Below are 13226 nucleotides of genomic sequence, written 5' to 3' on the forward strand. Positions count from 1 at the left end.
AGCGCGCGAACCGGATAAAAATAAGTGCGATACGCTCTGATGCTTTAGGATCGTGGCGCTTCCCTGACATAATTGACAAAAAATCGCAAAGATTCCCCTTACATCCGGTCTGGAAATTCAGGTGTAGTAGCGGAATAACACCAGTCTGCCTCCCATTCGTGCCAAACTGGCCAAATCGACAGTTCAGATTTCAGGGAGGAAAATCATGTCCGGTAAAAAGATTCTCATGATCTGTGGCGACTTCTGCGAAGATTACGAAACGATGGTTCCGTTTCAGACGCTTCTTGCCGTTGGCCACAAGGTCCATGCCGTATGTCCCGGCAAGAAGGCGGGTGACGCTATTGCAACGGCCATTCACGACTTTGAAGGTCATCAGACCTACACCGAGAAGCCAGGCCACAACTTCACGCTTAATGCGACATTTGCCGATGTGAAAGCTGAAAGCTACGACGCGCTTGTTATCCCCGGTGGTCGCGGACCAGAATATCTGCGCCTTGATGACAAAGTCATCGCCATCGTTAAACACTTCTTTGACGCCAACAAACCTGTGGCCGCCGTTTGTCACGGCGCGCAGCTTCTGGCCGCGGCGCGTGTTCTCGAAGGCCGCACCTGTTCCGCATATCCAGCCTGCCGCCCAGAGGTAGAGCTTGCGGGTGGCACTTATGCAGATATCCCCGTCGATCAGGCGGTCACAGACGGCAATCTGGTTTCAGCCCCGGCATGGCCCGCTCATCCTGCATGGTTGTCGCAGTTCCTCGCTGTTCTTGGTACCAAAATTACCCACGCTTAAGTGACGCTTTGCCTGCAACTCTAATCCGGTTGCAGGCGGCATCAAACTGCGCAACACTAACATGGGAGACATTTCGGGAGGAATGCATGTGCAGATTGTTCATCGGGGCTGATCCGGAACTTTGGCAAAGCGTCACACGCTCGTTGCGTATTGATGGCCTCGTGACCAGTGTGCGGCTCGAAAACTTCTTCTGGTTCGCACTGGAAGATATCGCGGCGCGCGATGATCTGACCGTCAATCGCCTTCTCGGCCGCCTTTACGATGAATCGCGTGCGGAAGGCCACGACCTTGATAATTTCGCATCGTTCCTGCGGGTTTGCTGCGGGCGTTATCTCGCACTTCAAGTCAACGGACTTATTCCAACGGACAAGACGACCGCCATCTCAACACTGGATGCAGATGCCATATTGTTGCGTGAGCGGGAAACTTATCGTGATCAGCGCTCAGAATGGCGAAAGCCAGCGCATCACGCCGCCTGAAAATGTGCCTATAGGCCAAAGAATAAGTCTCTGACGCTTTGCCTTCGCGTTCACCGATGCTATACGAGCGCGACGCATTAAATGAGAGGCATTATCAATGGCAAAAATCAAGGTTGCAAACCCGGTCGTTGAACTCGACGGCGATGAGATGACCCGCATCATCTGGCAGTTCATCAAGGACAAGCTGATCCATCCATACCTCGACATCGATCTGAAATATTACGATCTGTCAGTCGAACACCGCGATGAGACCAACGATCAGGTCACCATTGATGCTGCAAACGCCATCAAAGAGCACGGCGTCGGCGTAAAATGCGCAACCATCACGCCGGACGAAGCCCGCGTTGAAGAATTCAAGCTCAAGAAGATGTGGAAGTCGCCAAACGGCACCATCCGTAACATCCTCGGCGGCGTTATCTTCCGCGAACCAATCATCTGCAAGAACGTTCCTCGTCTGGTTCCAGGCTGGACGCAGCCAATCATCGTTGGCCGTCATGCTTTCGGCGACCAGTATCGCGCGACTGACTTCAAATTCCCCGGCAAGGGCACTCTGTCGATCAAGTTCGTCGGTGAAGATGGTGAAACCATCGAGCATGAAGTCTATCAGGCTCCGGCTGCTGGCGTGGCAATGGCCATGTACAACCTCGACGAATCGATCCGTGAATTCGCGCGCGCCTCGCTGAACTATGGCTTGCAGCGCAATTACCCGGTCTATCTCTCGACCAAGAACACCATCCTCAAGGCCTATGACGGTCGCTTCAAGGACATCTTCGAAGAAGTCTATCAGGCTGAATTCGCTGAAAAGTTCAAGGAAGCAAAGATCTGGTACGAACATCGCCTGATCGACGACATGGTTGCTTCGGCTCTCAAGTGGTCCGGTGGTTATGTCTGGGCTTGTAAGAACTACGATGGCGACGTTCAGTCCGACATCGTGGCACAGGGCTTCGGCTCGCTCGGCCTGATGACCTCGGTTCTGATGACGCCAGATGGCAAGACTGTTGAAGCTGAAGCTGCACACGGCACCGTGACCCGTCACTATCGCCAGCATCAGAAGGGCGAGGAAACCTCGACCAACTCGATCGCTTCGATCTTCGCATGGACACGCGGCCTCGCTCATCGTGCAAAGCTCGACAACAATGCAGAACTGAAGCGCTTTGCCGATACGCTGGAAAAGGTCTGTGTAGACACCGTTGAAAGCGGCTACATGACCAAGGATCTGGCGCTGCTTATTGGTCCAGATCAGCCTTGGCTCTCGACCACTGGCTTCCTCGACAAGATCGACGAAAACCTTCAGAAGGCAATGGCTGCTTAAGCCTGTCAGGTAAACGATAAAACGGCGGGGTTTACCCGCCGTTTTTTATTTGGCCGCAGCAATTTGCCCTCGCCTGCGATCAGCCTGCCAGATAGTATCCCCCTATTGAAATAGGGAGGACTGATATGTCGGCAATTCGTGCATTAACGCCACAGGACCGAACCGCTTGGGAGCCGTTGTGGCGCGCCTATCAGGTCTTTTACGAAGTCGACATCCCTGATGAGACCACAAACATCACATGGGAGCGCTTTCACGACGCCTCCGAACCCATGCATGCCTTAGGCGCTTTCGACGACGACGGACGCCTCGTCGGTTTCGTACATGCGATATTCCACCGTTCGTGCTGGCTACCGAAATGGACCTGTTATCTGCAGGATCTCTATGTAGAAAACAGCCAGCGCGGCAAAGGCACTGGTGCTGCCCTGATCGACGCTGTGGCTGATCTCGCGCGAGATGAAGGTGCAGGCAGGCTCTATTGGCTCACGCACGAAAGTAACGCCACTGCACGCCGTCTCTATGATGTTATCGCCCAGCAGTCTGGCTTCATTCAGTATCGCAAGGCTTTATAAGCCCTTCGATACTGTTCTGGTTTTTCGTTTCTTTTTGGCCCGAGAAAGAGCATCCTGTAGTTCAGCTTGCAGGGAGGATGAATGATGAGCGATTTAAAGCTTTACACCAACCCAATGTCACGCGGACGCATTGCGCGCTGGATGCTAGAAGAAATCGGCAAACCCTACGATGTAGAAATCCTCGATTTTGGTCCACCCATGAAAGGACCAGATTATTGCTCAATCAATCCAATGGGTAAGGTACCGGCAATTCGCCATGGCAAAGATGTCGTGACAGAAGTCGCAGCTATTTGTGCCTATCTCGCGACTACCTTTCCAGAGGCAGGGCTGGCACCACATCCCGATGAGCGGGCTGATTTCTATCGCTGGCTGTTCTTTACATCCGGTCCGGTTGAAGCAGCACTCTCCAACCACGCACTTGGCTATGAAGTACCAGCCGACAAACAGGGCATGGTGGGTTATGGCAATTACGATAGCGTTGTAAACACGCTCGAAAATGCTGTTTCTCGCCACCCTTATATTACCGGCACGCGATTTACAGCGGCAGACGTCTATGTCGGCGCACATATTGGTTGGGGCTTGCGCTTTGGCACCCTGCCACCAAAGCCCGCCTTCACGGCCTATTGGGACCGTCTGAAAGATCGTCCGGCTATGAAACGCGCCAATGAGCTGGACGACGCTGCGGTTGCTGCCAAGCAATAATCAGAGCTGAAAAGCTTTCGAGAAAGCTTGAGCACCATTAGGTGAAAAAGCGATCACACGTCCTTCTTCCCGACGCGCCCAGCCTTTATCGATGAAGTTTTTCAAAAGTGCTGCGCCAAGCGCACCGCCCAGATGATTGCGTCTTTCGCTCCAATCGAGACAATGACGACACAGCGGGCGCTTGCCCTTTTGCAGTGTATCAACGTCGATACCAAGACAAGAGAAAAACGACTTCCCCTTGCTAGTGAGAGCCGGCTTGCTCGCATCATCGATCAGCCCAAGCTTATAGGATGCGTCGAGCATCTCGACGCCCCGCTCACCTGCCAGATGATCGTAACAAATTCGCGCCTTCCGCAGCGCATTGTCCTTAGGACCAGTGCGAACACGCACAGCACCGGTTCGTTGTGCAAGCCCCATCAGCCCTTCAAGCACCTGTGCTACATCAGCACCCGACAGCCTGAAATAACGGTGCCTGCCCTGCTTTTCGGCTACCAGCAGATTAGCAGCGTCCAGTTTGGAAAGATGTCCACTCGCGGTTTGAATCGTCACGCCCGCAGCAGCGGCAAGCTCGCTCACCGTCAACGCGCGACCATCCATCAGCGCGGTCAACATGTTGGCGCGTGCCGGATCACCCAGTAAGGCTGCAACGGAAGCTATGATCGGGCCATCTTTCATACTTCGATGCTAACCGAAGCATGAGCGCATTTCAATACGCTAAACAGTCTCCATCAAACACGCCAATTGCAGGAGACCACAATGATTACATGCTTCATTCGCTATCAGATCGATCCATTCAAGGAAGACGCTTTTGCGGAATATTCCCGCAACTGGGGACAGGCAAGCCCACGCTGCGGCGCAAACCTTATTGGTTATTTCGGACCGCATGAGGGTTCCACCACCACGGCTTATGGTGTGTACTCTGTCGAAAACCTTGCGGCCTATGAAACGTTCCGGGCACGGCTTGCAGCCGATCCTGTTGGCCGGGCGAACTATGAATTTGCTAAACGAGAACAGTTCATCCGCTCAGAAGAGCGTGTTTTCCTCAAACTGCAATCAGCCCCGCACTCGGAGTTTATCAAGCCATGATCGCTGTTATTTTTGAAGTCTGGCCAGCAGATGACGACAGGCGGGAGCAATATCTCGATATCGCGGCAAGCCTGCGCGCCGATCTGTCTCAAATCGATGGTTTCATATCCATTGAGCGCTTTCAGAGTCTGGTTGAACCGCAAAAACTGCTTTCGCTATCCTTCTGGCGTGACGAAGAAGCCGTGAAGCAGTGGCGTAACTTGCCGACACATCGAATTGCACAAACCAAGGGACGCGGCGGTGTCTTTGAAAACTACCGCCTGCGTGTTGCGAACGTCTTGCGCGACTACGGTCTGGATGATCGTGAAGCTGTGCCAGACGATAGTCGCGATGCACATGCTGCATAAAGAAAAAGGCCGGGGGAACCCGGCCTTTTTAATTTTAGTATAAACGCTATCAGACGATGAGTGCCTTCACAGCAGCAATTGCCTCGTCAGCTTTGCTGCCATCCGGGCCGCCAGCCTGCGCCATATCGGGACGTCCACCGCCACCGGCGCCGCCAAGCGCAGTCGATGCAGCACGAACGAGATCAACTGCGCTGAAACGACCAACCAGATCTTGAGTTACAGCAGCAACTGCACTGGCCTTTCCATCTTCGCCAACGCCGATAAACACAACTACACCAGAACCAACCTGCTTCTTGCCTTCGTCAGCAAGCGGCTTGAGATCGCGCGGTGAAACCCCGGTTACGACCTTGCCAAGGAAGCTGACGCCATTGATGGTTTCAACAGCGCTGCCACCATCTGACGAGCCGCCACTCAACGCCAGTTGTCTGCGGGCATCAGCAAGTTCACGTTCCAGCTTTTTGCGCTCATCAATCAAAGCAGTGACGCGTTCAAGTGTTTCACCCGGCGTGGTCTTGAGCGCGGCAGCGATTGCCTTAACGCGCTCGTCCTGTTCTTCAAGGTAAAGGCGAGCCGCCTCACCAGTCAGCGCTTCCATGCGGCGCACACCGGCTGCAACGCCGCTATCGGACAGAATGCGCACAAGCCCGATATCACCAGTCTGGCGAACATGCGTACCACCGCAAAGCTCAACAGAATAAGCCTTGCCAGCCTTATCGCCGTGCTTAGCCGTACCCATCGATACAACGCGGACTTCGTCGCCATACTTTTCGCCGAACAGCGCCATCGCACCTTCAGCAATTGCATCATCAACCGCCATCAAACGCGTCGAAACCGGGGCGTTCTGCAGAATGATTTCATTCGCCAGATTCTCGACTGCCGTCAGCTCTTCAGCCGAAATCGGCTTCGGATGCGAGAAGTCGAAACGCAGGCGATCAGGAGCCACGAGCGAACCCTTCTGGGCAACATGTGAGCCGAGCGTTTCGCGCAGCGCTTCATGAAGAAGATGAGTTGCCGAGTGGTTGGAACGGATGCGTGTGCGGCGGACGGTGTCAACCTTCAATTCAACTGCATCGCCGACCTTAGCCGAACCCTTGGCCACTTCGCCGATATGAACGAAGACGCCCTCACCCTTTTTCTGCGTGTCCTTAACAGCGATAACGAAGCCTTCGCCGACAATTGTTCCGGTATCGCCCTGCTGACCACCAGATTCGCCGTAGAAAGGCGTCTGGTTGACAATGACAGAAACTGCTTCGCCTTCGCCGGCCGATGCGATTTCTGCGCCGTCGCGTACGAGTGCTGTTATCACACCTTCAGCACTTTCTGTTTCGTAGCCAAGGAACTCAGTTGCTCCGACCTTGTCCTTAATGCCGAACCAGATAGTTTCAGTTGCAGCTTCGCCCGAACCTGTCCAGTTGGCACGTGCTTCGGCCTTCTGGCGCTGCATGGCGACATTGAAACCGTCTGTGTCAACTGTCACACCGCGCTGGCGCAATGCATCCTGCGTAAGGTCGAGCGGAAAGCCATAAGTGTCATAGAGCTTGAAAGCCGTTTCGCCATCAAGGCGGTCGCCTTCAACTAGCTTTTCGGAAGCATCCGAAAGCAGGCCAAGGCCACGTTCGAGTGTTTTACGGAAACGGGTTTCTTCAAGCTTAAGGGTTTCAGAAATCAGCGCTTCAGCACGGATCAGCTCCGGATAGGCCTGACCCATTTCGCGGATGAGTGCTGGCAGCAGACGCCACATCAACGGTTCTTGCGCACCAAGCAGCTGCGCATGGCGCATGGCGCGGCGCATGATACGGCGCAGTACATAACCGCGACCTTCATTTGACGGCAGAACGCCATCAGCAATCAGGAAGCTCGATGCACGCAGATGATCAGCAATGACACGATGGCTCGCGCGGAAATCGCCCTCAGCCTTAACACCGGTCGCTTCTTCCGAAGCGCGGATCAGCGCTTTGAAAAGATCGATGTCGTAATTGTCATGCACACCCTGCAAAACAGCTGCAACGCGTTCAAGGCCCATGCCGGTATCGATCGACGGGCGCGGCAGATCAATGCGCTGCTCAGGAGAGAGCTGCTCAAACTGCATGAAAACGAGATTCCAGATCTCGATGAAACGATCACCGTCCTCATCAGCTGATCCGGGAGGGCCACCCCAGATATGATCGCCGTGATCGTAGAAGATTTCCGAGCAGGGACCGCAAGGGCCGGTATCACCCATCGCCCAGAAATTGTCGCTCGTAGCAATACGAATGATGCGATCATCCGAAAGACCAGCAATTTTCTTCCAGAAATTGGCTGCAGCATCATCCGTATGATAAACGGTAACGAGAAGCTTGTCCTTGTTTAGGCCAAACTCCTTGGTGATCAGGTTCCATGCATGGGTGATCGCTTCTTCCTTGAAGTAATCTCCAAAGGAAAAGTTGCCAAGCATTTCAAAGAAAGTGTGGTGGCGAGCCGTATAGCCGACATTGTCCAGATCATTATGCTTGCCGCCAGCGCGCACGCATTTCTGCGAGGTGGTCGCACGGTTGTAAGAGCGGTGTTCAAGACCGGTGAAGACGTTCTTGAACTGCACCATACCCGCATTGGTGAACATCAGCGTCGGGTCGTTACGAGGAACGAGCGGGCTTGATGAAACGACTTCGTGTCCGTTTTTACGGAAGTAGTCGAGGAATGTGGACCTTATCTCGTTGACGCCAGCCATAATTCACCCTTGGACATTTTCTGCCCTGCATGAGATGCGCGATCGACTGCGCATCAATTATATGATCTCCACCCGCAGGAATGCGGCGATATACGGCTTATTTCGCCGCCACGCTTCGACTGCCCGATAATGGAAAGTCCGTGAGGTAGAGTTTCGGTTGACCGCTTTTAACGATGCGCCGCTTTTCTGTCCAGATAAGCAGTGTGCGCTATAAAAGCAATTTCGCCTGGAAACGAAGAAAACGGCAACTATGCAACAGTGTTCGGGCCGAAAAACAAAAGCCCCGCACTCTCATGCGGGGCTTGTTCTGTTTGATAGCAACAAGAAGCTTACGCTTCAGCTACATCAGGACCGTCATCAGCTTCAGGACCACCGTCTTCAAGGAACTGCTCGGCAATCAGGCCGGCATTCTGACGGAGCGTCGTTTCGATCTCTTTCGCGACTTCCGGATTCTCCTTGAGGTACTGCTTGGCGTTTTCACGACCCTGCCCCAAGCGCTGGGAATTATAGGAGAACCATGCGCCCGATTTCTCAACGACACCAGCTTTAACGCCAAGATCGACCAACTCGCCCATCTTGGAAACGCCAGCGCCATACATGATATCGAACTCAACCTGCTTGAATGGAGGCGCAAGCTTGTTCTTGACCACTTTCACACGTGTCTGATTGCCTACAACCTCGTCGCGCTCCTTAATCGAGCCGATACGCCGGATATCGAGACGAACCGAAGCATAGAACTTCAGTGCATTACCACCCGTCGTTGTTTCAGGCGAACCGAACATGACGCCGATCTTCATACGAATCTGGTTGATGAAAATCACCATACAGTTCGAACGCGAGATCGAAGCGGTGAGCTTACGCAATGCCTGGCTCATCAAGCGAGCCTGAAGGCCCGGCAAAGAATCGCCCATTTCGCCTTCAATTTCGGCGCGCGGTGTCAGAGCTGCGACCGAGTCGATAACCAGAACGTCAATTGCACCGGAACGCACAAGCGTATCCGTAATTTCAAGCGCTTGCTCGCCAGTATCAGGCTGCGAAATCAGAAGGTTCTCAAGATCGACACCCAGTTTGCGGGCATAAACCGGATCAAGCGCATGTTCCGCATCCACAAATGCGCAGATACCGCCCTTTTTCTGCGCTTCTGCAATAGTATGCAGCGCCAGCGTCGTCTTACCCGAGCTTTCCGGGCCATAAATTTCTACGATACGTCCCTTGGGCAGACCGCCGACGCCCAATGCGATATCGAGAGAAAGCGAACCGGTCGACACCGTTTCGATCTCAACAACCTGATCATTCTGACCAAGGCGCATGATCGAGCCTTTGCCGAACGCCCGTTCGATCTGCGACAGAGCCGCATCGAGAGCCTTTGTCTTGTCCACTGAATTTTCCTCAACAAGTCGCAATGAATTCTGAGACATCTTACACCATCCTCTTGTCTCGCTAGAAGCCCGGCGGGCTCATTGCCGATATCTATTTGTATCTGTTTTGTTCTCATTTTGCAATAAGGTCAAGGCATTGATTTATATGTATTTAATATTTTTGTTCTATTATTGTTCCCATGCATTAGAAGCCCGTAATTTGCAAGACTATCCACGCTTTAGTTCGAAAAAACGCGTAGTGGGACCGTGCGATTCGCAATCGGCGCATAAAAAACGCAGCCCTTCTTGCGAGGAGCTGCGTCACGATGCGGACTAAATCCGATTCTCTAATTTAGGAGCTTGCACCACGCAGCGGCGAAATCTGGATTTCTACGCGACGGTTCTGGGCGCGACCGTCCGGCGTGGCGTTGGTTGCAACCGGCTGACTTGCTCCATAACCGATGACAGCAAAACGACGTGGGTCGATGCCCTGCGAACCAAGATAGCTCGCGACAGACGAAGCGCGACGCTGCGACAGACCCTGATTGTAGCTTGCGCTACCCGTCGAGTCGGTGTGACCGAGCACGTCAACGAGAGTCTGATTGAACTTACGCAGCACGATCGCAACGGAATTAAGCGTTGGGTAGAACTGGCTCTTAACCTGATCCTGATCAGTGTCAAACGTGATAGCCGATGGCATGTTCAGGATGATCTGATCGCCATTACGTGTAACCGACACGCCGGTTCCCTGAAGCTGGTTCCGCAGCTCGGATTCCTGACGATCCATGTAATTGCCGATTGCGCCACCGCCAAGTGCACCAATACCTGCGCCGATCAGAACAGCATTACGCTGTGCACGGCTGGAACCGCCAACCATGAGGCCGCCGAGAGCGCCGACAGCTGCACCAATTGCAGCACCGCCAGCGGTGTTGGATACTTTTTGATCGCCCGTATAAGGGTCGGTAGTGCAGCCTGCCAGAAATGTGGCACCGATAAGGGCAATCCCGATTTTCTTCAGCATTTATTGGTCATCCTCAATTGTCGATTCGTCGCGAATGATAACTTCGATTAAGGCCGGATGGTGTCTTTAAATCCCCATCCGGGCCTTTTAAAATGCGTTTTGTTCTGTTTCCAACAGATCATAATTCAATTGATCAATATGACTTACCCAATGCGTCCGCATGAACGTAGCTGTGTCGCGTAGCGATTGGCCATAGACTGCGCCCGTTTCGCACCATTCAAAGCGGTGGAATTACCACGCCAGACACCACGCGAATAACCGCCGTGACCTGAATAATAAGCAAGGTAGAGACTATATGCGTCGGCCCGGTTAATGCCGTTCTTCTGGGAGCTTTGATAATGATACCAACCGATGAAATGAATAGCATCGCTGAAGTTACTGCGTGATGCGGTCCAGCGTCCGGTCTCGCGCTTATAGCGATCCCACGTTCCATTCAATGCCTGAGAATAGCCATAGGCACTGGAAGCGCGTTTCCAGGGGATAAAGCCGAGCAGCTTGGTGCGCGGCGGCCGCGCATAAGGGCGGAAGCCGGATTCGGTATAGATAGTTGCCATCAGAACATGGACAGGCACACCGAACTCACGCGAAGTGCGAGCCGCGTCCTTTTGCCAATTATTTATCCAGCCGTCGCGTTGATCAAAGACTGCACAAACATTGCTGACCTGCCGTGGAGCAGTCGCGCAGCCACCAAGAATAACGAGCGCGACGAGAAACAAAACGCGCGTCATGGGAAAACCTCGTTGCTTTTAAAAATTGATAAAACGTAAATATTAAAGAGGAATTAAATTAACGCGTTGATTTTATTATGGTTACTGTAGCGTTTACTAACACTTCCCAAGGTTGACGGCTTGTTGAAATCATTAGTAAATCCCCCTGCCCGCGCCTGTGTAATACGACTAGCGATTGCGTCTTACCGCAGCTCACCGTACGCGATGAAGGCCGAATTGTGACTTCAGCCATCTCGGCAACGATCAGCGCCGTTGAATAAGGTGCGATGCAGACGCCATTTCGCTATAAAAGGCAGGATTAAGCTGGCTGGAGAAACCGAAATGCACATTCAAATGCTTCGCGATGTTTACCAGAGTTATATTGCCTGCCTAAACGCTCAGGATTGGAAAACTCTGGATCAATTCGTTGCCGAAACAGCCCAACACAATGGCAGGCATCTCGGCGTGACTGGTTATCGGGACATGCTCATCCGCGATTATCAGCAAATACCCGATCTTCGTTTCAACATCGGATTGCTGGTTGTGGAACCGCCTATTATCGCCAGTCGTCTTGATTTTGATTGCGCACCGGCGGGCAGCTTTCTCAATCTGCCGGTCAATGGCAAGAAAGTCCAATTCTCAGAAAACGTTTTCTATGAATTCGCCGATTACAAAATCATCAAAGTTTGGTCCATCATCGACAAATCAGCCATCGAAGCACAATTGTCGCGGTAGTTTTAGCGCCGCCCCTGGCGTTCGGTTCGTAAACGTGACCAGTAATCGAGCCTTTTGCGAATTTCCCGCTCAAAGCCGCGCTCTGGCGGATCGTAGAAAACCTGTCGCCCCATGGCTTCTGGAAAGTAATCCTGACCCGAGAACGCATCCGGCTGGTCATGGTCATAGGCATAACCATCGCCATAGCCTTCATTCTTCATAAGCTTCGTAGGGGCGTTCAGAATGTGCTTTGGTGGCAGCAGTGAACCATTTTCCTTAGCTGCGCGCATAGAGGCTTTATAAGCCATGTAAACCGCATTGGATTTCGGCGCGGTCGCCAGATAAACACAGGCCTGTGCCAAAGCAAGCTCGCCCTCGGGCGAGCCAAGATAGTCATAGGCATCTTTGGCAGCATTGCAGATGGCAAGAGCCTGCGGATCAGCAAGACCAATATCCTCAACCGCCATCCGAACCAGCCGACGCCCCAAATACAGCGGATCTTCACCCGCATCAAACATACGGCAAAGATAATAGAGTGCAGCGTCAGGATCGGAGCCGCGCACAGATTTATGCAATGCCGAAATCAGATTATAATGCCCGTCCTGCCCTTTGTCATAGACAGGTGCGCGACGTTGAACGACGTCCTGCAATTTCTCAGCATCGAACACTTCATCAGGACGGGCCGCACGCCACACCTCTTCAGCAAGTGTAAGAGCTGCACGACCATCACCGTCAGCCATACGGATGAGGCTTGCGCGTGCTTCTTCATCCAGTGGCAGCTGGCGTTCTTCCTGCTCTTCCGCCCGCGTCAAAAGCGTTGCAATGCTTGTCCCATCGTGCGGATGAAATGTCAGCACCCTCGCCCGCGAAAGCAAAGCGGCATTGAGTTCAAATGATGGATTTTCTGTCGTGGCACCGATCAGGATAACCGTGCCGTCTTCCATCACCGGTAGGAAACTATCCTGTTGTGCGCGATTGAAGCGATGAATTTCGTCCACAAACAACAATGTCTGACGGCCGGACATGCGCCGTGCACGTGCAGATTCAAACATCTTCTTGAGATCGGCTACACCGGAAAAAATTGCAGAAATTTGTTCAAAGGCGAGTTCCGTTTCGCCAGCAAGCAGCCGCGCAACCGTTGTTTTTCCTGTTCCGGGAGGTCCCCAGAAGATCATGGACCCAAGCGAACCGGACGCTATCATACGCGTCAATACACCTTCCGGACCGGTCAGATGCTCCTGACCTGTCACTTCAGATAGATGACGCGGGCGCAAACGATCAGCAAGCGGCCTGTTACGGTCCGCATTCGGATCAACCGCAGTAGAGAAAAGATCGCTCATTACGCTTCGCTCAATGCCTAAAAACAAATGTCGTTTCAGGCATAGTACCGCCTGAAACGACATGCAACTGTTTGGGAAGTGATATTAGAGCACA

General features: G+C 53.0%; 14 protein-coding genes. 8 read left to right on the forward strand and 6 right to left on the reverse strand.

The genetic code is table 11. The features are described from left to right. The first annotated feature begins 205 nt into the window (after window positions 1-205). The 5 genes from CEV32_RS12425 to CEV32_RS12445 all read left to right on the forward strand — a co-directional run bounded on the left by CEV32_RS12425 (window position 206) and on the right by CEV32_RS12445 (window position 3852). A complete protein-coding gene (locus CEV32_RS12425) occupies window positions 206-790 on the forward strand; it encodes a DJ-1/PfpI family protein (protein WP_094577415.1) in 585 nt (194 codons plus the stop codon). Between the two features lie 86 nt (window positions 791-876). Continuing rightward, a complete protein-coding gene (locus CEV32_RS12430) occupies window positions 877-1269 on the forward strand; it encodes a ribbon-helix-helix domain-containing protein (protein WP_094577416.1) in 393 nt (130 codons plus the stop codon). 97 nt (window positions 1270-1366) lie between these two features. Continuing rightward, window positions 1367-2581 carry an NADP-dependent isocitrate dehydrogenase gene (locus CEV32_RS12435; protein ID WP_024897043.1) on the forward strand — a complete coding sequence of 405 codons (1215 nt, stop codon included), beginning with the start codon at window positions 1367-1369 and terminating at the stop codon, window positions 2579-2581. Between the two features lie 125 nt (window positions 2582-2706). Next, complete coding sequence (locus CEV32_RS12440) at window positions 2707-3150, forward strand: GNAT family N-acetyltransferase (RefSeq protein ID WP_094577417.1); 444 nt, start codon at window positions 2707-2709, stop codon at window positions 3148-3150. 84 nt (window positions 3151-3234) lie between these two features. Beyond that, entirely contained in the window at window positions 3235-3852 is a 618-nt protein-coding gene (locus CEV32_RS12445; RefSeq protein WP_094577494.1) for a glutathione S-transferase family protein, read from the forward strand. Here CEV32_RS12445 and CEV32_RS12450 read toward each other — a convergent pair whose 3' ends face one another. Further along, window positions 3853-4527 (reverse strand): ArsR/SmtB family transcription factor, encoded by a 675-nt coding sequence (locus CEV32_RS12450; protein ID WP_094577418.1) that lies wholly within the window; start codon window positions 4525-4527, stop codon window positions 3853-3855. A gap of 81 nt (window positions 4528-4608) precedes the next feature. On the opposite strand from CEV32_RS12450, the gene CEV32_RS12455 reads away from it, so the two are divergent. After that, window positions 4609-4938, forward strand: coding sequence for an NIPSNAP family protein (locus CEV32_RS12455; protein WP_094577419.1), 330 nt, complete (start codon window positions 4609-4611; stop codon window positions 4936-4938). Further along, window positions 4935-5285 carry an antibiotic biosynthesis monooxygenase family protein gene (locus CEV32_RS12460; RefSeq protein ID WP_094577420.1) on the forward strand — a complete coding sequence of 117 codons (351 nt, stop codon included), beginning with the start codon at window positions 4935-4937 and terminating at the stop codon, window positions 5283-5285. Before CEV32_RS12455 ends, CEV32_RS12460 begins: the two co-directional genes overlap by 4 nt. 49 nt (window positions 5286-5334) lie before the next feature. Here CEV32_RS12460 and alaS read toward each other — a convergent pair whose 3' ends face one another. From alaS to CEV32_RS12480, 4 genes are all read right to left on the reverse strand, one after another. Next, on the reverse strand, window positions 5335-7992 hold the full coding sequence (gene alaS, locus CEV32_RS12465; RefSeq protein WP_094577421.1) for an alanine--tRNA ligase: 2658 nt from the start codon (window positions 7990-7992) through the stop codon (window positions 5335-5337). A 329-nt stretch (window positions 7993-8321) separates the two neighbouring features. After that, window positions 8322-9410, reverse strand: coding sequence for a recombinase RecA (gene recA / locus CEV32_RS12470; RefSeq protein ID WP_094577422.1), 1089 nt, complete (start codon window positions 9408-9410; stop codon window positions 8322-8324). 292 nt (window positions 9411-9702) lie between these two features. After that, window positions 9703-10371 (reverse strand): OmpA family protein, encoded by a 669-nt coding sequence (locus tag CEV32_RS12475; RefSeq protein ID WP_094577423.1) that lies wholly within the window; start codon window positions 10369-10371, stop codon window positions 9703-9705. A 143-nt stretch (window positions 10372-10514) separates the two neighbouring features. Then, window positions 10515-11099 (reverse strand): transglycosylase SLT domain-containing protein, encoded by a 585-nt coding sequence (locus tag CEV32_RS12480; RefSeq protein WP_094577424.1) that lies wholly within the window; start codon window positions 11097-11099, stop codon window positions 10515-10517. Between the two features lie 321 nt (window positions 11100-11420). Between CEV32_RS12480 and CEV32_RS12485 the strand changes: the two genes are divergently transcribed. Further along, window positions 11421-11813: an ester cyclase gene (locus tag CEV32_RS12485; protein WP_094577425.1), complete on the forward strand. Its 393-nt coding sequence runs from the start codon at window positions 11421-11423 to the stop codon at window positions 11811-11813. A 2-nt stretch (window positions 11814-11815) separates the two neighbouring features. Here the strand turns inward: CEV32_RS12485 and CEV32_RS12490 are convergent, their stop codons facing one another. Beyond that, window positions 11816-13132 (reverse strand): replication-associated recombination protein A, encoded by a 1317-nt coding sequence (locus CEV32_RS12490; RefSeq protein ID WP_094577426.1) that lies wholly within the window; start codon window positions 13130-13132, stop codon window positions 11816-11818. Window positions 13133-13226: the final 94 nt, after the last annotated feature.

Origin of the sequence: Brucella rhizosphaerae (assembly GCF_002252475.1) — a bacterium.
GTDB lineage: Bacteria > Pseudomonadota > Alphaproteobacteria > Rhizobiales > Rhizobiaceae > Brucella > Brucella rhizosphaerae.

Coding starts and splice junctions, on each gene's coding strand:
- CEV32_RS12425 (WP_094577415.1), top strand. CDS start 206: ATGTCCGGTAAAAAGATTCTCATGATCTGTGGCGACTTCTGCGAAGAT.
- CEV32_RS12430 (WP_094577416.1), top strand. CDS start 877: ATGTGCAGATTGTTCATCGGGGCTGATCCGGAACTTTGGCAAAGCGTC.
- CEV32_RS12435 (WP_024897043.1), top strand. CDS start 1,367: ATGGCAAAAATCAAGGTTGCAAACCCGGTCGTTGAACTCGACGGCGAT.
- CEV32_RS12440 (WP_094577417.1), top strand. CDS start 2,707: ATGTCGGCAATTCGTGCATTAACGCCACAGGACCGAACCGCTTGGGAG.
- CEV32_RS12445 (WP_094577494.1), top strand. CDS start 3,235: ATGAGCGATTTAAAGCTTTACACCAACCCAATGTCACGCGGACGCATT.
- CEV32_RS12450 (WP_094577418.1), bottom strand. CDS start 4,527: ATGAAAGATGGCCCGATCATAGCTTCCGTTGCAGCCTTACTGGGTGAT.
- CEV32_RS12455 (WP_094577419.1), top strand. CDS start 4,609: ATGATTACATGCTTCATTCGCTATCAGATCGATCCATTCAAGGAAGAC.
- CEV32_RS12460 (WP_094577420.1), top strand. CDS start 4,935: ATGATCGCTGTTATTTTTGAAGTCTGGCCAGCAGATGACGACAGGCGG.
- alaS (WP_094577421.1), bottom strand. CDS start 7,992: ATGGCTGGCGTCAACGAGATAAGGTCCACATTCCTCGACTACTTCCGT.
- recA (WP_094577422.1), bottom strand. CDS start 9,410: ATGTCTCAGAATTCATTGCGACTTGTTGAGGAAAATTCAGTGGACAAG.
- CEV32_RS12475 (WP_094577423.1), bottom strand. CDS start 10,371: ATGCTGAAGAAAATCGGGATTGCCCTTATCGGTGCCACATTTCTGGCA.
- CEV32_RS12480 (WP_094577424.1), bottom strand. CDS start 11,099: ATGACGCGCGTTTTGTTTCTCGTCGCGCTCGTTATTCTTGGTGGCTGC.
- CEV32_RS12485 (WP_094577425.1), top strand. CDS start 11,421: ATGCACATTCAAATGCTTCGCGATGTTTACCAGAGTTATATTGCCTGC.
- CEV32_RS12490 (WP_094577426.1), bottom strand. CDS start 13,132: ATGAGCGATCTTTTCTCTACTGCGGTTGATCCGAATGCGGACCGTAAC.